This is a genomic window from Pseudomonas azerbaijanorientalis (assembly GCF_019139795.1).
GTDB lineage: Bacteria > Pseudomonadota > Gammaproteobacteria > Pseudomonadales > Pseudomonadaceae > Aquipseudomonas > Aquipseudomonas laurylsulfatiphila.
This window is the reverse complement of the sequence record NZ_CP077078.1, coordinates 6,188,339-6,206,180: the sequence shown is the minus strand read 5'-3', so window position 1 is coordinate 6,206,180 and position 17,842 is coordinate 6,188,339. Positions and strand designations below refer to the sequence as shown.

17 protein-coding genes are annotated in these 17,842 nt (G+C 61.4%); 14 read left to right on the top strand and 3 right to left on the bottom strand.

The window, feature by feature from the left end; translation table 11 throughout:
- Positions 1 to 116 precede the first annotated feature (116 nt).
- Entirely contained in the window at positions 117 to 776 is a 660-nt protein-coding gene (locus tag KSS91_RS27940) for a glutathione S-transferase family protein (RefSeq protein ID WP_217836693.1), read from the top strand.
- 129 nt (positions 777 to 905) lie between these two features.
- Here KSS91_RS27940 and argH read toward each other — a convergent pair whose 3' ends face one another.
- A complete protein-coding gene (argH, locus tag KSS91_RS27935) occupies positions 906 to 2,300 on the bottom strand; it encodes an argininosuccinate lyase (RefSeq protein ID WP_217836692.1) in 1,395 nt (464 codons plus the stop codon).
- Between the two features lie 524 nt (positions 2,301 to 2,824).
- Between argH and KSS91_RS27930 the strand changes: the two genes are divergently transcribed.
- The 7 genes from KSS91_RS27930 to KSS91_RS27900 all read left to right on the top strand — a co-directional run bounded on the left by KSS91_RS27930 (position 2,825) and on the right by KSS91_RS27900 (position 9,281).
- On the top strand, positions 2,825 to 3,571 hold the full coding sequence (locus KSS91_RS27930) for a LytR/AlgR family response regulator transcription factor (protein ID WP_015097334.1): 747 nt from the start codon (positions 2,825 to 2,827) through the stop codon (positions 3,569 to 3,571).
- Positions 3,572 to 3,709: 138 nt separating this feature from the next.
- Positions 3,710 to 4,651 carry a hydroxymethylbilane synthase gene (gene hemC, locus KSS91_RS27925; protein WP_217836691.1) on the top strand — a complete coding sequence of 314 codons (942 nt, stop codon included), beginning with the start codon at positions 3,710 to 3,712 and terminating at the stop codon, positions 4,649 to 4,651.
- On the top strand, positions 4,648 to 5,415 hold the full coding sequence (locus KSS91_RS27920; protein ID WP_217836690.1) for a uroporphyrinogen-III synthase: 768 nt from the start codon (positions 4,648 to 4,650) through the stop codon (positions 5,413 to 5,415). Before hemC ends, KSS91_RS27920 begins: the two co-directional genes overlap by 4 nt.
- A gap of 16 nt (positions 5,416 to 5,431) precedes the next feature.
- Positions 5,432 to 6,595 carry a uroporphyrinogen-III C-methyltransferase gene (locus KSS91_RS27915; RefSeq protein ID WP_217836689.1) on the top strand — a complete coding sequence of 388 codons (1,164 nt, stop codon included), beginning with the start codon at positions 5,432 to 5,434 and terminating at the stop codon, positions 6,593 to 6,595.
- Complete coding sequence (locus KSS91_RS27910) at positions 6,592 to 7,830, top strand: heme biosynthesis HemY N-terminal domain-containing protein (RefSeq protein WP_217836688.1); 1,239 nt, start codon at positions 6,592 to 6,594, stop codon at positions 7,828 to 7,830. The genes KSS91_RS27915 and KSS91_RS27910 overlap by 4 nt, the downstream gene beginning before the upstream one ends.
- A gap of 263 nt (positions 7,831 to 8,093) precedes the next feature.
- Entirely contained in the window at positions 8,094 to 8,645 is a 552-nt protein-coding gene (locus KSS91_RS27905; RefSeq protein WP_217836687.1) for a disulfide bond formation protein B, read from the top strand.
- A 177-nt stretch (positions 8,646 to 8,822) separates the two neighbouring features.
- On the top strand, positions 8,823 to 9,281 hold the full coding sequence (locus tag KSS91_RS27900; protein ID WP_015097328.1) for an Rsd/AlgQ family anti-sigma factor: 459 nt from the start codon (positions 8,823 to 8,825) through the stop codon (positions 9,279 to 9,281).
- Positions 9,282 to 9,341: 60 nt separating this feature from the next.
- Here the strand turns inward: KSS91_RS27900 and KSS91_RS27895 are convergent, their stop codons facing one another.
- On the bottom strand, positions 9,342 to 10,007 hold the full coding sequence (locus tag KSS91_RS27895; protein WP_217836686.1) for an FKBP-type peptidyl-prolyl cis-trans isomerase: 666 nt from the start codon (positions 10,005 to 10,007) through the stop codon (positions 9,342 to 9,344).
- 192 nt (positions 10,008 to 10,199) lie between these two features.
- Here KSS91_RS27895 and KSS91_RS27890 point away from each other — a divergent pair, with 192 nt between their 5' ends.
- On the top strand, positions 10,200 to 11,288 hold the full coding sequence (locus tag KSS91_RS27890; RefSeq protein WP_217836685.1) for an AlgP family protein: 1,089 nt from the start codon (positions 10,200 to 10,202) through the stop codon (positions 11,286 to 11,288).
- On the opposite strand, the gene KSS91_RS27885 is transcribed toward KSS91_RS27890, so the two are convergent.
- Positions 11,285 to 11,749 carry a TIGR02444 family protein gene (locus KSS91_RS27885; protein ID WP_217836684.1) on the bottom strand — a complete coding sequence of 155 codons (465 nt, stop codon included), beginning with the start codon at positions 11,747 to 11,749 and terminating at the stop codon, positions 11,285 to 11,287. The genes KSS91_RS27890 and KSS91_RS27885 overlap by 4 nt on opposite strands.
- A gap of 50 nt (positions 11,750 to 11,799) precedes the next feature.
- On the opposite strand from KSS91_RS27885, the gene KSS91_RS27880 reads away from it, so the two are divergent.
- The 5 genes from KSS91_RS27880 (at position 11,800) to KSS91_RS27860 (ending at position 17,762) form a co-directional block, all read left to right on the top strand.
- Positions 11,800 to 13,710, top strand: coding sequence for an ATP-binding cassette domain-containing protein (locus KSS91_RS27880; protein ID WP_217836683.1), 1,911 nt, complete (start codon positions 11,800 to 11,802; stop codon positions 13,708 to 13,710).
- Positions 13,710 to 14,291 (top strand): mechanosensitive ion channel family protein, encoded by a 582-nt coding sequence (locus tag KSS91_RS27875; RefSeq protein WP_015097323.1) that lies wholly within the window; start codon positions 13,710 to 13,712, stop codon positions 14,289 to 14,291. The genes KSS91_RS27880 and KSS91_RS27875 overlap by 1 nt, the downstream gene beginning before the upstream one ends.
- A gap of 225 nt (positions 14,292 to 14,516) precedes the next feature.
- On the top strand, positions 14,517 to 15,149 hold the full coding sequence (rhtB, locus tag KSS91_RS27870) for a homoserine/homoserine lactone efflux protein (RefSeq protein ID WP_015097322.1): 633 nt from the start codon (positions 14,517 to 14,519) through the stop codon (positions 15,147 to 15,149).
- Positions 15,150 to 15,309: 160 nt separating this feature from the next.
- Positions 15,310 to 17,208 carry an FTR1 family protein gene (locus KSS91_RS27865; protein WP_217836682.1) on the top strand — a complete coding sequence of 633 codons (1,899 nt, stop codon included), beginning with the start codon at positions 15,310 to 15,312 and terminating at the stop codon, positions 17,206 to 17,208.
- Between the two features lie 98 nt (positions 17,209 to 17,306).
- Positions 17,307 to 17,762: a YaiI/YqxD family protein gene (locus tag KSS91_RS27860; RefSeq protein WP_007978855.1), complete on the top strand. Its 456-nt coding sequence runs from the start codon at positions 17,307 to 17,309 to the stop codon at positions 17,760 to 17,762.
- Positions 17,763 to 17,842: the final 80 nt, after the last annotated feature.

Here is a 17,842-nt window from a genome sequence, read left to right as displayed (position 1 = left end):
CCTCCGGGAAAGGCGGCCAGTTTACCCGTATTCATTGGCGTGATGCTGCTGGCAAGAAACCCTCGAGCGTTCTATAAACAGGCACTGCCCACCCCGCACGGCCTGGAGGCTTTGTGATGATCAAGCTTTATGGATTCTCCGTCAGTAACTACTACAACATGGTCAAACTGGCGCTGCTGGAAAAAGGACTGCCTTTCGAAGAAGTGCCGTTTTACGGTGGCACCACCCCCGAAGCACTGGCCATCAGCCCGCGAGGAAAGGTCCCGGTACTGCACGTAGAGCAGGGGTTCATCAATGAAACCAGCATAATCCTTGAGTACCTCGAGCAACATCAGAACGGCACTCCGCTGCTGCCGAGCGACCCGTTCGAGCGCGCGCAGGTACTGGCACTGGCCAGGGAAATCGAACTGTATATCGAGCTGCCAGCGCGAGCCTGCTACGCCGAAGCGTTTTTCGGCATGACCCTGCCGGATGCGATCAAGGAAAAAACCAAGGCTGAACTGTTGCTGGGGATCGCTGCGCTGGGCCGGCACGGCAAATTCAGCCCTTACGTGGCTGGCGACAGCTTGAGCGTGGCGGATCTGTATTTCCTGTTCAGCGTGCCACTGGCGTGTGGCGTGGCGCACAAGTTATTCGACATTGATTTGTTGGCTGAAATGCCGAAGGCGAGGGCGTTGCTGGAGCGGTTGGGGGGCAACCCGAACGTGCAGCGCGTGGCGGCGGATCGGGAAGCGGCAATGCCGGCGTTCATGGCGATGATTGCGGCCAGGAAGTAGATTTTTGCGGCGTTCTGTCGATCGCCTTCGCGGGCAAGCCCGCTCCCACATTGATAGGCGTGACACACGAAACCAGTGTCTGACACATACCTTTGTGGGAGCGGGCTTGCTCGCGAAGCTTTTGACGATTTAGCGGCTGGCCAGAAGTGCCTGACCGCGAGCCACAGCAGCCTTCACCTGCGTCGGCGCGGTGCCGCCGATGTGGTTACGGGCATTGACCGAGCCTTCGAGGGTCAGCACGGCAAACACGTCCTGATCGATCTGGTCGCTGAACTTGCGCAGTTCTTCCAGGCTCATTTCCGCCAGGTCCTTGCCGCTGTCCACGCCGTACTTGACGGCATGACCGACGATTTCGTGGCAATCACGGAATGGCAGGCCGCGACGCACCAGGTAGTCGGCCAGGTCGGTGGCGGTGGAGAAGCCGCGCAGGGCTGCTTCGCGCATCATCGCGTGCTTGGGCTTGATCGCCGGCACCATGTCGGCAAAGGCCCGCAGCGAGTCGCGCAGGGTGTCGGCGGCGTCGAACAGCGGCTCCTTGTCTTCCTGGTTGTCCTTGTTGTAGGCCAGGGGCTGGCCTTTCATCAGGGTCAGCAGGCCCATCAGCGCGCCGAATACGCGACCGGTCTTGCCGCGAACCAGCTCCGGAACGTCCGGGTTTTTCTTTTGCGGCATGATCGAGCTGCCGGTGCAGAAGCGGTCGGGCAGGTCGATGAACTGGAATTGCGCGCTGGTCCACAGCACCAGCTCTTCGGAGAAGCGCGACAGGTGCATCATCGCGATGCTGGCGGCCGAGCAGAATTCGATGGCGAAATCGCGATCGGAGACGTTATCCAGCGAATTGCCGCCAACCGCGTCGAAACCCAGCAGTTGTGCGGTGTATTCACGATCGATCGGGTAGGTGGTGCCGGCCAGTGCCGCACTGCCCAGCGGCATGCGGTTGGTACGCTTGCGGCAGTCGACCAGGCGCTCGTAGTCACGGCTGAGCATCTCGAACCAGGCCAGCATGTGGTGCCCGAAGGTCACTGGCTGGGCGGTCTGCAGGTGGGTGAACCCCGGCATGATGCTGGCGGCTTCGCGCTCTGCCTGCTCCAGCAGGCCTTTTTGCAGGCGAGTGATTTCGGCCAGGATCAGGTCGATTTCGTCACGCAACCACAGGCGGATATCGGTGGCGACCTGATCGTTACGGCTGCGGCCGGTGTGCAGTTTTTTACCGGTCACGCCGATGCGGTCGGTCAGCCGCGCCTCGATGTTCATGTGGACGTCTTCAAGGTCGATGCGCCAGTCGAACTGGCCGGCCTCGATTTCACCCTGGATGGTCTTCAGGCCATCGATGATGCTGTCGCGCTCGGCATCGGTCAGCACGCCGACCTTGGCCAGCATGGTGGCGTGGGCGATCGAACCCATGATGTCGTGGCGATACAGGCGCTGGTCGAAAGTGACGGAGGCGGTGAAGCGGGCGACGAAGGCGTCGACGGGTTCACTGAAGCGGCCGCCCCAGGACTGATTGGTCTTGTCAGTGCTCATGAATTCGCTCGTATCGGCTTGAAGAAAGAAGGCGTGGAACGCTGGCGCGGATAATAACAGGGTTGCCAACCCTGTCGCTGACACTGGTCGATACGTTTTTTTGTGTAGGAGCGAGCTTGCTCGCGATGGGCGTTAACGATAACGCATACTTTCTGGATAAACGCGTCGGCGCCAGGTTCATCGCGAGCAAGCTCGCTCCTGCATAAGCGCAACGATATTTTTCATTTGAGCAATAACGTCCCGGCAAACGTCTACAGTTGGACAGTAGGATCAGCGCACTTCTCGGTGCAGCCGCTGACCACAAGTAGAGGGGGGGTGTTCATATTGCATATCAGCAAACCCTGTGGCGATGTGTCGCCAATGCGGGCCTGGGCCGCCAATCGCCCGGCAGATGAAAATTTAGCCGCCGGACCAGCGGCACTTTTTGACGCTCGGGCTAGTCTTAGCGTGGATCGCGGTGACGGACGTCACTTCACCTGTCTACGCTATCCTTGTGCGAGACTCACGCAGGAATCCAGCGCAATATGAATGTCCTGATCGTTGATGACGAACCCTTGGCCCGCGAGCGCCTGTGCCGAATGGTTGGCGAACTCGAGGGATACAGTGTCCTGGAGCCTAATGCCACGAATGGCGAAGAGGCGTTGGCACTGATCGACAGCCACAAGCCGGATATCGTGCTGCTTGATATCCGCATGCCCGGCCTCGATGGCCTGCAAGTGGCTGCACGGTTATGCGAACGCGAAACTCCGCCCGCCGTGGTGTTCTGCGCCGGGCCCGATGAATTTGCCGTGGAAGCCTTACAGGCCAGCGCCGTAGGCTATCTGGTGAAACCTGTGAGAACTGAACAGTTACATGACGCATTAAAGAGAGCCGAGCGCCCCAATCGTGCCCAGCTCGCCGCCCTGACCCGCCCTGCTGCCGAAAGCGGCAGCGGACCGCGCAGCCATATCAGCGCCCGAACCCGAAAAGGGATCGAGTTGATTCCGCTGGATCAGGTGGTGTACTTCATTGCCGACCACAAATACGTAACCTTGCGTCACGAAAGCGGTGAAGTACTGCTCGATGAGCCACTCAAGGCCCTCGAGGACGAGTTCGGTGACCGTTTCGTGCGTATCCATCGCAACGCACTGGTCGCCCGTGAGCGTATCGAGCGACTGCAACGCACACCCCTGGGGCATTTCCAGCTGTTCCTCAAAGGCCTCAATGGTGATGCGCTGATCGTCAGCCGGCGCCATGTGGCTGGCGTGCGCAAGATGATGCAACAGCTTTAAACAGCCGTTCGCAGGCGAATTTCACACCCGATTGCCGGACATCCGGGGCCAGGGAGGCCGGGTAGTATCTGATACAAGTCAAAGTGGATTTGGCTGAGCTGTTATTATCCGCCGTATCTATTCAGTACGGATTGATCCATGTCCTCTCGCCAAATCCGCATCGCCACCCGCAAAAGCGCACTCGCCCTGTGGCAGGCCGAATACGTCAAAGCCCGCCTTGAAGCGGCTCACCCGGGCCTGCTGGTGACTCTCGTCCCCATGGTCAGCCGTGGTGACAAGCTGCTTGACTCACCGCTGTCGAAAATCGGCGGCAAAGGCCTGTTCGTCAAGGAGCTCGAAACTGCGCTGTTGGACAATGAAGCCGACATCGCCGTGCACTCCATGAAGGACGTGCCGATGGACTTCCCCGAAGGTCTCGGCCTGTACTGCATTTGCGAACGGGAAGACCCGCGCGACGCCTTCGTTTCCAACACCTTCGCCAGCCTGGATGAGTTGCCTCAGGGCAGCATCGTCGGCACCTCCAGCCTGCGCCGCCAGGCGCAATTGCTGACCCGTCGCCCTGATCTGGAAATCCGTTTCCTGCGCGGCAACGTCAACACGCGCCTGGCCAAGCTCGATGCCGGTGAATACGACGCCATCATCCTTGCCGCTGCCGGCCTGATCCGGCTGGGTTTTGAAGATCGCATCACTTCGGCCATCAGTGTCGACGACAGCCTTCCGGCCGGTGGCCAGGGCGCTGTGGGTATCGAATGCCGCAGCGCCGACAGTGAAATCCATGCGTTGCTGGCGCCCCTGCATCACCAGGACACCGCCACCCGCGTGACCGCCGAACGCGCCCTCAACAAACACCTCAATGGCGGTTGCCAGGTACCGATTGCCTGCTACGCCGTGCTGGAGGGTGAACAGCTCTGGTTGCGCGGACTGGTGGGCGATCCTGCCGGTGGCCTGCTGCTCAGCGCACAAGCCCGTGCCCCTCGCGGCGATGCCGAGGCACTGGGTGTGAGTGTCGCTGAAGACCTTCTGAGCCAGGGCGCCGACGCCATTCTCAAAGCGGTCTATGGCGAGGCAGGTCACGAGTGATCGGCTGGCGCTTGCTGCTGACGCGTCCCGCCGATGAGGCGGCGGCGCTGGGCAGCTTTTTGGCCGGACAGGGGATTTTCAGCAGCAGTCTGCCGCTTTTGGACATAGTGCCGATTGCGGCGACTGACACAATGCGCCAGGTGATTCAGACGCTGGAAAAGTTCTGCGCAATCATCGTGGTCAGCAAGCCGGCCGCCCGGATCGGCGTCGAACTGCTCGAGCGGTTTCGGCCCGCGCCGCCCGCTGTGAAGTGGTTCAGCGTCGGCGCGGCGACAGCGCAGATCCTCCAGTCTCACGGATTGGATGTGAGCTTCCCGGCAGAAGGCGATGACAGTGAGGCCTTGCTCGAACTTTCCCGCCTGCGCGAGGCTATCGCACAACCCGATGGGCGAGTACTGATCCTGCGCGGGGAGGGTGGGCGCGAATTGCTGGCTGAGCGTTTGCGTGAGCTTGGTGCTAGTGTCGAGTATCTGGAGCTGTACCGCCGGGCAATGCCGATTTACCCGCCGCAAGTGCTACCGCAACGGATCCAGGCGGAACGCCTGAACGGGCTGGTGGTCAGCAGTGGACAAGGTTTTGAGCACCTGCATCAATTGGCCGGCGATGCCTGGCCGCAATTGGCGCGGTTGCCGTTGTTTGTACCAAGCCCCAGGGTTGCCGAGCTGGCGCGTGTCGCCGGGGCCAAAACAGTTGTGGATTGTCGCGGCGCGAGTGCCGCGGCCTTGCTGACGGCGTTACGGGAGCAACCCGTACCCGTTTTCTGATGCAAAGGATGGATACGTGAGCGAAACAGCCTTGCCTAAAGATGACTCGCGACCGGTGCTTGATGCACCTGTTGATGCTCCTGTAGATGAAATGCCACCACCACCACCAGCTGCCGAGCAGCGTCGAGGCAATGGTCTGGCAATCCTCGCGCTGATGTTGGGTGCGGCCGGTGTAGCGGTGGGCGGTTGGGGTGTCTGGCAGGTGCGTCACCTGCAAGCCAATAGTCAGCAGCAACTGAGCCAGGTACAGGCGTTGAATGACCAGGCGCAAAACCTCAAGCTCAATGAGGAGCGCCTGAGTGCACGCCTGGCGCAATTGCCCCCCGCCGATGAGCTGGAAGCACGCAGTCGCCTAGTGATCCAGCTGCAAGGTGATCAGCAGCGTTTGAACCAGCGTCTGGAAACCGTACTTGGCGCCAGTCGCAAGGACTGGCGCCTGGCCGAGGCCGAGCACTTGCTGCGTCTGGCCAGTCTGCGACTGTCTGCCTTGCAGGACATCAGCAGCGCCCAGGCGCTGGTCCAGGGTGCCGACGAGATACTGCGTGAGCAGAACGATCCGGGCGCCTTTGCCGCGCGCGAGCAGGTGGCCAAGACCCTGATAGCCCTGCGCAGTACCGAGCAACCGGACCGCACCGGGCTGTTTCTGCGGCTGGGCGCACTTCGTGATCAAGTGGCCAGCCTCACCGAGCTGGCACCGGAGTACAAGGACCGTGGCGATTCGCTGCTGGGCCTGACTGCCGATGGCGATGGTGCCAGTCGCTGGGCGCAATGGTGGGATCAGATTTCGCGTTACATCCGTATCGATTTCAATGCCGATACAAACGTTCGCCCATTGCTGGCCGGCCAGAGCCTGATTCAGGTGCGCCTGGCCCTGAGCCTGGCGCTGGAGCAGGCACAGTGGGCGGCACTCAATGGCCAGGCTGCGGTGTACTCTCAAGTGCTGGACGAAGCGCGGGACATACTCAAGGGCAACTTCAACCCGGACAACTCGCAAAGCAAAGTCATGCTTGAGCAGGTAGCCGAGCTGAGCAGACAACCTGTCACCGTAGTCACCCCGGACATGACCGGCACCCTGAGCGCGGTGCAGGGATACCTGGAGCGGCGCAACGTCAACGCCGAAGATTCGGTCAAGCCAATGGCCAGGCCTGCTGCGAACACCGCGCCGGAGGCCACGCCATGAAGCGCCTCTATGTGATCGCGTTCCTCGTGATTGCTGCTGCCGCTGCGCTGGGGCTGGCGATTGCCGAACATTCCGGTTACGTGCTGATTGCCTACAAGACCTTCCGTTACGAGTCGAGCCTGTGGGCTACTTTGGCGCTGGTGGCTGTGCTGTGGCTGCTGATCTGGGGTATCAAGGCGCTGGTCGAACTGGTGATGGCTTCCAGCGGGGTGGTCAACCCGTGGTCCCGGCGTAATCGCAGCCGTCGGGTGCAGGTGGCGATCGAGCACGGTCAACTGGACCTGGCCGAGGGGCGCTGGGCCAGCGCGCAACGACACTTGCATCGGGCTGCCGAGGCCGAGCGCCAGCCGTTGCTTTACTACCTCGGTGCAGCCCGCGCCGCAAACGAACAAGGCAATTACGAAGAAAGCGACAACTTGCTGGAGCGCGCCCTGGAGCGTCAGCCTCAGGCCGAGTTGGCGATCGCCTTGAACCACGCCCAGTTGCAGACCGACCGCGGTGATACCGACGGCGCCCTTGCCACCCTGCAAGCCATGCGCGAGCGCCATCCTCATAATGCACAGACCCTGCGTCAGTTGCAGCGCCTGCTTCAGCAGCGTGGTGACTGGTCGTCAGTCATTCGCCTGCTGCCGGAGCTGCGCAAGGACAAAGTTCTGCCGGCGGCCGAACTTACCGAGCTGGAGCGTCGGGCCTGGGGGGCGAACCTGTCTCTGGCGGCGCAACGGGAGGAAGACGGAGCGGTGGGCAAGCAAGCGCTCGAACGTGCCTGGCAGCAACTGACCTCGGCGCAACGCCAGGAGCCGCAACTGGTGCTCGCCTATGCCGAGCAACTGCGGCAATTGGGGGCTCAGGTCGAAGCCGAGGAGGTCCTGCGCACCGCGCTCAAGCGCAGCTACGATCGTCATCTGGCTCGTCTCTACGGGCTGGTGCGCGGCAATGATCCGGCCCGCCAGTTGCAGGCCGCTGAAGGCTGGCTCAAGGACCATCCGGCCGATCCGGGCCTGCTGCTGACACTGGGCCGTCTGTGCCTGCAAAACAGTTTGTGGGGCAAGGCCCGGGACTATCTGGAAAGCAGCCTGCGTGTACAGCGCAATCCGGAAGCCTGTGCGGAGCTGGCGCGGCTGCTGGCGCAAATGGGCGATACCGAACGCAGCAACCAGCTGTTTCAAGAAGGCCTGGGATTGCTGGATGAACGCTTGCTCGCTGCCCCTCTGCCAGTGCCAGTGCGCGCTTGACCCATTCGCTGGCGCCAGGCTCCGGCGTCTGTGTGATGAACTGTGGCGAGGAAGCAATCGTCCTCGTCGCAGTGAGATGATTCGCTGAAACTCGGTTACCCATTCTCGTCGCAGGCAAAGTCCTACAGAGGACTACTTTTTATCCTCTCGTCTGCGTCGGGATTTCCCTACACTTCTGCTGAAGTCTCCGTGGGCGCCTGCCTTGAAAGGCCGCCGCGCTTTCCTCTACCGTAACGGCCTGTCACTACTTTTACGGATAAGCCATGTCTTTGGCCTGCTCACGCTCCTTGTTTTTCATGGCTTTCATTGCGGGTGCCCTGGCGTTGGGCGTTTCCTACTACCTGGAGTATGCGGTCGGCCTGCGGCCTTGCGGCTTGTGTCTGGTGCAGCGGTTTTGTCTGGTGCTCCTGACCGGTGTCTGCCTGATGGCTTCGGTCCATGGTCCAGGTCGCATCGGAACCGTTCTGTATTGGCTGCTCTGTCTTGGTTTCAGCCTGGCCGGCACTGTCACGGCGTGGCGACAGGTTTTGCTGCAAAGCCTTCCGATGGAACAGGCAGCGGTGTGCTCGACCCATCTGGCGGATCTGTTCGCCGGTTCTGCGCTGCTCTCCGTCCTGCAGCAAGTGTTCAAGGGCGCTGTCGATTGTGTGGAAATTTCATGGACGCTGTTTGACCTGAGTCTCACGGAGTGGAGTCTGCTGTTCTTCGTCGCGATGATGATTCTGGCTGTTTACCAGTCGTTGCGACAGGTCTGGATCAGCTATCAGCGACCACTCAGCGACGAGTCGTCGCACCGGGCCTTTGCCGGCGATTAAACACTTGTATGAACTTTATCGCCTGCGTACCTTGAAGCCAGTGTCGTGCGGGCATAATCTGGCCCGCACGTGTCATTGGAATTATGTTGCTCGATGACGCTCTGCCTGACCGCCCACCGATGTTACAAGAGGCGTGCGGGCATAGAGCAGCTGACCCACAAGGGAAGAGAGATCACCATGCTCGAAAGTTGTCAGAATGCTCAGGAACGCTGGGGTGGAGTGCACCTGCTGATCGATCGCTGGTTGCAGGAACGACACGAACTGATCGGGGCCTATGACGCTCTTGGCGCAAAGCCTGAGGCGTTGGGTGAGAACCGCAAGCCTTTGCAGGAGTTCTGCGGCGTGCTGGTCGATTATGTATCGGCCGGGCACTTCGAGATCTACGAGCAGCTGACGGGGGAGGCCAAGGCCTTCAACGACACGCGTGGCCTGGAGCTCGCCGAGACGATCTATCCGCGCATCGACGTCATCACCGAGAAGCTGCTCGCGTTCAATGACCTGTGCGATGAAGGCAAATGCGTCGCCGAGAAATTCAAGGAACTGGGTGGCCTGCTGCATGAACGCTTCGAGCTGGAAGACTGCCTGATCGAAGTGTTGCACACAGCCCACAAGGAAGCCGATTCGGTTCAGGCCTGAAGCGCTTTCTGCAAGATCTCGAAACGGCGTGCCAAGGCACGCCGTTTTTCGTTTGTGTGGTCAGCCGGTGGCACCGCGCAATTCGACTTCAAACACCAGCGGTGTGAACGGTGCGATCACGTCACCGGCACCCTCGGCGCCATAGGCCTGGGCCGATGGAATCACCAGTCGCCATTTCGCCCCGACCGGCATGTTTTGCAAGGCGCTGCGCCATCCGGCGATCACGCTGTCGAGACCGAACCATTGAGGCTGACTGTTCTGATCGAACACCGTACCGTCGGGCAAGCGACCGATGTACAGCACCTGCACCTTGCCGTTGGGTCCTGCCTTGGCGCCTGCGCCCGGCGTCAACTCGGTCAGCAGCACGCCGTCAGCCAGTTCGCGCACGCCGGGCCTGGCTTTCTCGGCGACGAGAAAACGCTGTTCCTTTTCCTGTGCCAATTCGCTTTGCGGCTCGGCTGACTGCATGGCAATCCGCGCTTCATGCTCGGTCAGTATCTGCTGGATCTGCTCGTCTTTCAGCGCCAGCGGCTTGCCCTGATAGGCTTGTTGCAATCCATCGACCAGTGCCTGGAGTTGCAGATCGGGAGCCTCCTGGCGCAAGCGTTCGCCAAGGCTTGCACCCAGGCTATAGGCGAGATCGTGGGCTTCATTTTCCTGTGTTTTTTCGGCGGCCTGGGCGACCGAAAAAAACACGCACAGCGATAAAAAAAGGTGGCGCGACATGGGCACTCTCCGACCTGAATTGCGGGCGATTATGCCAGTGAGAATGCGCGCAACGGTGAACTGCTTTCACGCCGACGCAGAAGTTTTTCAGTCCTTTGCAACGCAACGCTTTCGATAGTGTCAACATGCCCTAGCGGCGGTTGCTACAGAGGTCTAGTATGAGCCGCACTCACTTCAGCCAGGAGGTAAACCATGTCGGCCACCAAGAAGCCAGTAAGCACTCCATTGCACCTGCTCCAACAACTCTCGGGCAGCCTGCTCGAGCATCTGGAAACCGCTTGTTCCGAAGCCTTGGCTGATGCTGAAAAACTGCTCGCCAAACTGGAAAAGCAGCGCGGAAAAGCGCAAGAAAAACTGCACAAGTCCCGCACCAAATTGCAGGACGCTGCGGCGGCCGGAAAAGCCAAGGCGCAAGCCAAGGCCAAGGGCGCAGTAACCGATCTTGAGGCGCTGCTCGATGCCCTCAAGGATCGTCAATCGGAAACCCGCGGCTACATTCTGCAACTCAAGCGCGATGCCCAGGAAAGCCTGAAACTGGCCCAGGGCGTCGGTCGTGTACAAGAGGCTGTCGGCAAGGTGTTGTCATTGCGTGCGGCCAAGCCTGCTGCGGCACCTGCGAAGAAAGCCGCTGCCAAACCGGCGGCTGCAAAAGCACCGGCCAAGCCTGCTGCTGCAAAACCGGCAGCTGCCAAACCGGTAGCTAAAACCGCTGCTGCAAAACCAGCGGCAAAACCTGCAGCGAGAAAACCGGCCGCTGCCAGCGCCGCAAAACCGGCTGCTAAAACCACGGCTGCCAAACCTGCCGCTGCACGTCCTGCTGCTGCTGCAAAAACCGCTGCTGCAAAACCAGCGGCAAAACCGGCTGCTAAACCAGCTGCCCGCACCGCTGCTGCGAAACCTGCTGCCAAGCCGGCTGCAAAACCTGTCGCTGCAAAACCGGCCGCTAAACCAGCAGCCAAGCCAGCGGCAAAACCTGCTGCAAAAGCGGCTGCCAAACCTGCTGCTAAACCAGCCGCAAAACCAGCTGCAGCGAAACCAGTCGTTGCCGCCAAGCCAGCCGCCGCCAAGCCGGCTGCTGCAAAGCCTGCTGCAAAACCCGCAGCCAAACCTGCAGTGAAGAAGCCGGTTGCTGCCAAGCCAGCCACCGCGCCAGTTGCCAAGCCAGCCAACCCGGCTCCGGCAGCAACGTCTGCTTTAGCTGCAGCCACCTCGACAGCCACGCCAGCGCCAACGCCGGCCGCCGCATCGATCGCAGCATCCACCCCAACCAGCGCTTCCTAAGTGCCGGTTACCGCGACGCGCAGCTGATGCAGCGCGTCGCGGTGCAGGTGGGCGGCCTCGGCCGCCGCACCTTCCAGCCAGGCCGCCAGATCGGTCTCGGCATTTTGCGGCCAACTCTGCGCCGCTCTCTCCAGCCGCAATAACAGATGCCGTTCGGCTTCCAGTTCGAGTGCCTTCACTTGTTCACGCAAGGTATGCAAGTCGGCGTCTTCCGTAGCCGCGGCTTTCCACTGTGTGCGCAAGATGCGCAACGGCCGAACGACATCGATGTCCCACGAGGTGGCCACACCGCGCAGCTGCTGCAAGCGCTGCTCATCGAAAGCCACGCCTCGTTGTCCCAGCCACGCACCACACAGCAGCAGACACACATTGACCCCCGCCGATTGCAATTGCAGGCATGCCTGCTCAACACCGGGGCGGGCGTAAGTGGTCAGGGAAAAGCTCCACAGGTCAGAGGACATAGTGCTACTCGCGCCAGTTGCGAGCGAAGCTGGTAGACTCCGCCGCCATTATGATTCGACTTCAGAACCTGACTTTACAGCGTGGCCCGCAACGTCTGCTAGAAGACGCCGAGCTGACCCTGCACGCCGGCCAGAAAGCCGGCCTCATCGGTGCCAATGGCGCCGGCAAATCGAGCCTGTTCGCCTTGCTTCGGGGCGAGCTGCACCCGGACTCGGGTGATTGCTTCCTGCCGGCCGACTGGCGTATCGCCCACATGCGCCAGGAGGTCGACACCCTCGAACGCCTGGCGGTTGACTACGTGCTCGATGGCGACCTGCGCCTGCGCCAGGTGCAACACGACCTGGCGGCAGCCGAAGCGGCCCATGACGGTGCCGCACAGGCCCGCCTGCATTCGGAACTCGACAGCGCCGACGGTTACACCGCTGACGCCCGGGCGCGCAAGTTGCTGGCCGGTCTTGGGTTCACCAACGAGCAGATGGATCGCCAGGTCGGGGATTTCTCCGGTGGCTGGCGGATGCGTCTGAACCTGGCGCAGGCCTTGATGTGCCCATCGGACCTGCTGCTGCTCGACGAACCGACCAACCACCTGGACCTCGACGCCATCATCTGGCTTGAGGAGTGGCTCAAGAGCTATCCGGGCACCCTGATGCTGATCTCCCACGATCGGGACTTCCTCGATGCCGTGGTTGACCACGTGGCCCACGTCGATCAGCGCAAGATCACCCTGTACCGCGGTGGCTACAGCGCCTTCGAGCGCGCCCGTGCCGAACGCCTGGCCCAGCAACAGCAAGCCTACGAGAAGCAGCAGGCGCAACGTGCGCATATGGAAAGCTACATCGCCCGCTTCAAGGCCCAGGCCACCAAGGCCCGTCAGGCTCAGAGCCGGATCAAGGCCCTGGAGCGGATGGAAGAGCTGACTGCTGCCCACGTCGATTCGCCGTTCGACTTCGTCTTCCGCGAATCGCAGAAGATTTCCAGCCCGCTGATCGACCTGTCCGATGCCCGCCTGGGTTACGGTGACAAAGCCGTGCTGGAGAAGGTCAAGCTGCAACTGACCCCGGGTGCGCGAATCGGTCTGCTCGGCCCTAACGGTGCCGGTAAATCGACCCTGATCAAGAACCTTGCCGGTGAGCTCTCGCCATTGGCCGGTCGCCTGACCCGTGGCGAGAACACCGTGGTCGGTTACTTCGCCCAGCATCAGCTCGACTCTCTGGATTCCAAGGCCAGCCCGTTGCTGCACTTGCAGCGCCTGGCACCGACCGAGCGCGAACAGACTCTGCGCGACTTCCTCGGCGGTTTCGACTTCCGTGGCGCGCGGATCGACGAGCCGGTGCTGAATTTTTCCGGTGGTGAAAAGGCGCGCCTGGCCCTGGCGTTGATTGCCTGGGACCGGCCGAACCTGTTGCTGCTCGACGAACCGACCAACCACCTGGACCTGGAAATGCGCCTGGCGCTGACCATGGCCCTGCAGGAGTTCAGTGGTGCGGTACTGGTGGTCTCTCACGATCGTCATCTGCTCAAAAGCACCACCGACAATTTCTATCTGGTGGCGGACGGCAAGGTCGAGGAGTTCGACGGTGACCTGGAGGACTACACCCGCTGGCTGGTGGAGTATCGCCAGCGCAATGCCCCGGTCAGCAGCACCCCGGTCAATCCGGACAAGACCGACAAAAAAGCCCAGCGTCAGGCCGCAGCGGCGTTGCGTCAGCAACTGGCCCCACACAAGCGTGAGGCTGACAAGCTTGAAGCCGAACTGGGCGAGCTCCACGAAAAACTGGCGAAGGTCGATACCAGCCTCGGCGACAGCGACATTTACGAGCCGGCGCGCAAGAACGAATTGCGCGATCTGCTGGCCGAGCAGGCCAGGCTGAAAGTGCGTGAAGCGGAGCTGGAAGAGGCGTGGATGGAGGCCCTGGAGTTGCTGGAAAGCATGCAGGCGGAGCTGGAGGCGCTGTCCTGATGGACGCCTTCAAACTGCCGTTGCCGGCGGTGTGGGTCGAGCCGATCTGGCTTGGCGTGCAAATCCTGCTGATCCTGATCGCCGGCTACTTCACCCAGCGCTTCGTCGCCAAAGGCCTGACCCGTCTCGGTGAGCGTTACCCGTTTCCGCCGCAACTGATCATGCCGCTGCGGGGCGGCTTGCGCTGGCTGATCATGGGCAGTGCGCTGATTTTCGTGCTGGAACGACTCGGTGTATCGGCCACGGTGCTCTGGACCGCGTTGTCCGGTTTCGTCGCGGTCGCGGCGGTGGCGTTTTTTGCCATGTGGAGCGTGCTCTCGAACCTGTTGTGCGCGATCCTTATCTTTACCGTCGGCCCGTTCCGCATAGGTGACGTGGTCGAGTTGGTGGACACCACCGACAAGCCCGGCGTCAAAGGCCGGGTGGTGGCGATCAATCTTCTTTACACCACGTTGCTCGAGGCCGAAGAACTTGGCACTGGCAGCGCCATGGTGCAGGTGCCCAACAGTTTGTTCTTCCAGCGTTCGGTGCGGCGCTGGCGCGGGACGGATGTGTTTCCTTCCAGCGGGTTTGAAAAGTAAACCTTCTGCTGCCTGATACACCGCTTTCGCGAGCAAGCCCGCTCCCACAGGTGATCGCGTTCTTATTAGCGACATCGGTCTGATGTGGGAGCGGGCTTGCTCGCGAAGGGGCCCTCAAGCACTGAGCGCTGGTCGGCCGTCCCATGTCCTACAAAAAATCGGTAGTCATCCAATCAAAGCCGCATTAGCTTAGACATCTGTCACGAGTCTGAGTCGAGGTGTGCAATGGAGCTTCAAACATGGCTGGCGTTTTTTGCCGCCTGCTGGGTGATCAGCCTGTCCCCCGGTGCCGGCGCCATTGCGTCGATGTCCAGCGGCCTGCAATACGGCTTCTGGCGCGGCTATTGGAACGCCTTGGGCCTGCAACTGGGCCTGGCTTTGCAGATCGCCATCGTCGGTGCCGGTGTCGGTGCCATTCTCACCGCGTCGGCCACGGCCTTCTACGCCATCAAATGGTTTGGCGTGGCGTATCTGGTTTACCTCGCGATCAAGCAATGGCGCGCGCTGCCCAGCGATATGAGCGATGACGCCTCAATGCGCCAGATCGGCAAGCCGATGGCTCTGGTGTTCCGTGGTTTTCTGGTGAACATCAGTAACCCCAAGGCGCTGGTGTTCATGCTGGCGGTGCTGCCGCAGTTCATCGATCCCCATGCTCCGCTGCTGATTCAGTATCTGGTGATCGGCGTGACCATGGTCTGCGTCGACCTGATCGTCATGGCCGGCTACACCGGTCTGGCGTCCAAGGTGCTGCGTCTGTTACGCACACCGAAACAGCAAAAACGCATGAACCGGACCTTTGCCGGGCTGTTCATCGGGGCGGCGGCGTTTATGGCGACGTTGCGCAGAGCCGCCGTGTAGAACGGCGACTGACAAAAAAGGCGACCCTGATGGTCGCCTTTTTCATTTGGGGAGCCGTTCCCGAAACCGATGCAATTACGAAGAAGTATCAACAAAGCTTGAGCGAAACCCGTCAGGCGTTAACAATATGTAACTTCGTATTTCCAATTGAGATTCATTCATGATTGCCCCCTCCCGTTTCCTGGCCTGGCTGGTGTTGCCGCTGTTGGCGGCGTGCAGCTTTCAGTTGCTGGCCGCACCCGCCGAAGGTGCACCGCAAGCGCTGCACTTGCTTGATTACATCGGCGCGGATTACCCGGATACGGTGCAGGCGGGCGGCATCACGGACTCGTCCGGATTTCGCGCGCAGCAAGAGTCGGTCAGGACCCTGGGAAGTCTGATTGCAGCCATGCCGGCCAAGCCGGAAAAAGCCGCGCTGGAGCAAAGCCTGGCCGCGCTGGGAAATTCCATCGGCACCCATCAGGACGGTGCCGAAGTTGCGCGCCAGGCCCGGCAACTGGGTGCGAAGCTGGCCGTGGCCTATGAAGTCAGCCAGGCCCCGGTCATTACGCCGGACCCGGTGCGTGGCGCACCGCTGTACGCTCAGCATTGTTCGGTCTGCCATGGCGATACAGGGGCCGGCGACGGCCCGGCGGGTGTCGGCATGACGCCAGCGCCGACCGATCTGCGTGATGCTTCACGGCTGGACCGCCTGAGTCTCTACGCGATCTACAGCACCCTCGGTCAAGGCATTGAAGGCACTGACATGCCGGCCTTCGCCGACCAGCTGGATGATCGTCAGCGTTGGGATCTGGCCACCTATATCGCCAGCTTCAGCAGCACCCCGGCGACGGCCAGTGCTGACAAAACCTACAACATTGCCGACCTGGCCCGTCAGACTCCGGCCGAAGTACAGGCTGTCGAAGGCCCGCAAGCCGCCGCGACGTTCCGTGCCCAGCGGGCGCAACCGCCCCAGGTCAAGCGTGGCCCGGCACAACTGCTTGACTACACGGCGGCCACCCTGGACAAGAGCATCGCGGCGTATCGTGCCGGCGAGCATGATCAGGCTTATGACTTATCGGTAGCCGCGTATCTGGAAGGCTTCGAGCTGGTCGAGAGCTCGCTGGATAACATTGACGCCAACGTGCGTAAAGACACGGAAAAATCCCTGATGGCCTACCGTCAGTCGTTGCAGGACGGCTTGTCGGTGAGCGAGGTCGAGCAGCGCCTGGACGCGGCCAAGGACAAGTTGAAGGCCTCGGCCGACTTGCTGGGTAGCGACGGTTTGAGCTGGTCGCTGAGTTACATTTCCGGCTTGCTGATTCTGCTGCGCGAAGGTCTGGAGGCGATCCTGGTGCTGGCCGCGATCCTTGCCTTCCTGCGAAACACGGGCCAACAGGCGGCGGTGCGCAGCGTCAACGTCGGTTGGGGGCTGGCGTTTCTGGCCGGGTTGGGCACCTGGGCGCTGGCAGCCTATGTGATTGATGTCAGCGGTTCGCAGCGCGAGTTGCTGGAAGGCGCGACGGCGTTGTTTGCCAGTGTCATGGTGCTGTGGCTGGGTGTGTGGATGCATGACCGTCGTCACGCGGCGGCCTGGCAGGATTACATCAAGACCAGCCTGGTGGGTGGCGGTGGGCGTTTCGGCTTTGCGACCCTGGCGTTTTTCTCGGTGTATCGCGAACTGTTCGAAGTGATTCTGTTCTACGAAACCCTGTGGCTGCAGGCAGGTCCCGCAGGGCACAACGCCGTGTTGGCCGGTGGGGCCACGGCGGTGGTGTTGCTGGTCGGCCTGGCCTGGGTGATTTTGCGCGGATCGGCGAAGTTGCCGCTGGCGCTGTTCTTCAGCATCAACGCGAGTCTGCTGTGCGCCTTGTCGGTGGTGTTTGCCGGGCATGGTGTGAAAGCGCTGCAGGAAGCCGGGATTTTCGGCACGCGGCCGGTGCCGTTCTTTGACTTTGACTGGCTGGGGATCCATGCCGATGCCTACTCGCTGAGTGCTCAGGCGGTGGCGATCATTGCGATTGTCGTGTTGTATGGGCGTAGTCGGATGGTTGAGAGGCAGCGGGTGCAGGTTTCTTAAACGGCATTCGCTTCGCTCACTTTCGCGGGCAAGCCACGCTCCCACAGGTTTAGTGGCGCTTGGCCTGCCCGTGATGCTTTTCAACAGAGGAAAAACCAATGCGTGTATGGATCGATGCCGATGCCTGTCCACGGGCGGCCAAGGATCTGGTGGTGAAGTTCGCCCTCAAGCGCCAGTTCGAAGTGGTGCTGGTGGCCGGGCAGCCGCAGACCAAGCCGGGGCTGGCGCTGGTCAAGCTGATCGTGGTGCCGAGCGGCCCGGATGCGGCGGACGATTACCTGGTGGAGCACGCGGTGCCTGGTGAACTGGTGATCTGTAGCGATGTGCCGCTGGCCGATCGTCTGGTGAAGAAGGGCGTGGCAGCGCTCGACCCGCGGGGCAAGGAATTTGACGCGCAGAACATGGGGGAGCGGCTGGCGGTGCGCAATCTGTTCACCGATTTGCGCGAACAGGGGCAGATGGGGGGTGGGCCAGCACCGTTTGGCGAGCGTGAGAAACAGGCGTTTGCCAATGCGCTGGACCGGATCCTCACCCGGCTGGCCCGCAATTCTTAAGACCTGCGGCGAACCCTGTGGGAGCGAGCTTGCTCGCGATAGCGGAATTACAGACAACATCAAAGTTGAATGTGTTGTCC

Coding starts and splice junctions, on each gene's coding strand:
- KSS91_RS27860 (WP_007978855.1), top strand. CDS start 17,307: ATGCGTGTATGGATCGATGCCGATGCCTGTCCACGGGCGGCCAAGGAT.
- argH (WP_217836692.1), bottom strand. CDS start 2,300: ATGAGCACTGACAAGACCAATCAGTCCTGGGGCGGCCGCTTCAGTGAA.
- KSS91_RS27900 (WP_015097328.1), top strand. CDS start 8,823: ATGCTCGAAAGTTGTCAGAATGCTCAGGAACGCTGGGGTGGAGTGCAC.
- KSS91_RS27865 (WP_217836682.1), top strand. CDS start 15,310: ATGATTGCCCCCTCCCGTTTCCTGGCCTGGCTGGTGTTGCCGCTGTTG.
- KSS91_RS27885 (WP_217836684.1), bottom strand. CDS start 11,749: ATGTCCTCTGACCTGTGGAGCTTTTCCCTGACCACTTACGCCCGCCCC.
- KSS91_RS27930 (WP_015097334.1), top strand. CDS start 2,825: ATGAATGTCCTGATCGTTGATGACGAACCCTTGGCCCGCGAGCGCCTG.
- hemC (WP_217836691.1), top strand. CDS start 3,710: ATGTCCTCTCGCCAAATCCGCATCGCCACCCGCAAAAGCGCACTCGCC.
- KSS91_RS27890 (WP_217836685.1), top strand. CDS start 10,200: ATGTCGGCCACCAAGAAGCCAGTAAGCACTCCATTGCACCTGCTCCAA.
- KSS91_RS27875 (WP_015097323.1), top strand. CDS start 13,710: ATGGACGCCTTCAAACTGCCGTTGCCGGCGGTGTGGGTCGAGCCGATC.
- KSS91_RS27895 (WP_217836686.1), bottom strand. CDS start 10,007: ATGTCGCGCCACCTTTTTTTATCGCTGTGCGTGTTTTTTTCGGTCGCC.
- KSS91_RS27940 (WP_217836693.1), top strand. CDS start 117: ATGATCAAGCTTTATGGATTCTCCGTCAGTAACTACTACAACATGGTC.
- KSS91_RS27905 (WP_217836687.1), top strand. CDS start 8,094: ATGTCTTTGGCCTGCTCACGCTCCTTGTTTTTCATGGCTTTCATTGCG.
- KSS91_RS27880 (WP_217836683.1), top strand. CDS start 11,800: ATGATTCGACTTCAGAACCTGACTTTACAGCGTGGCCCGCAACGTCTG.
- KSS91_RS27910 (WP_217836688.1), top strand. CDS start 6,592: ATGAAGCGCCTCTATGTGATCGCGTTCCTCGTGATTGCTGCTGCCGCT.
- rhtB (WP_015097322.1), top strand. CDS start 14,517: ATGGAGCTTCAAACATGGCTGGCGTTTTTTGCCGCCTGCTGGGTGATC.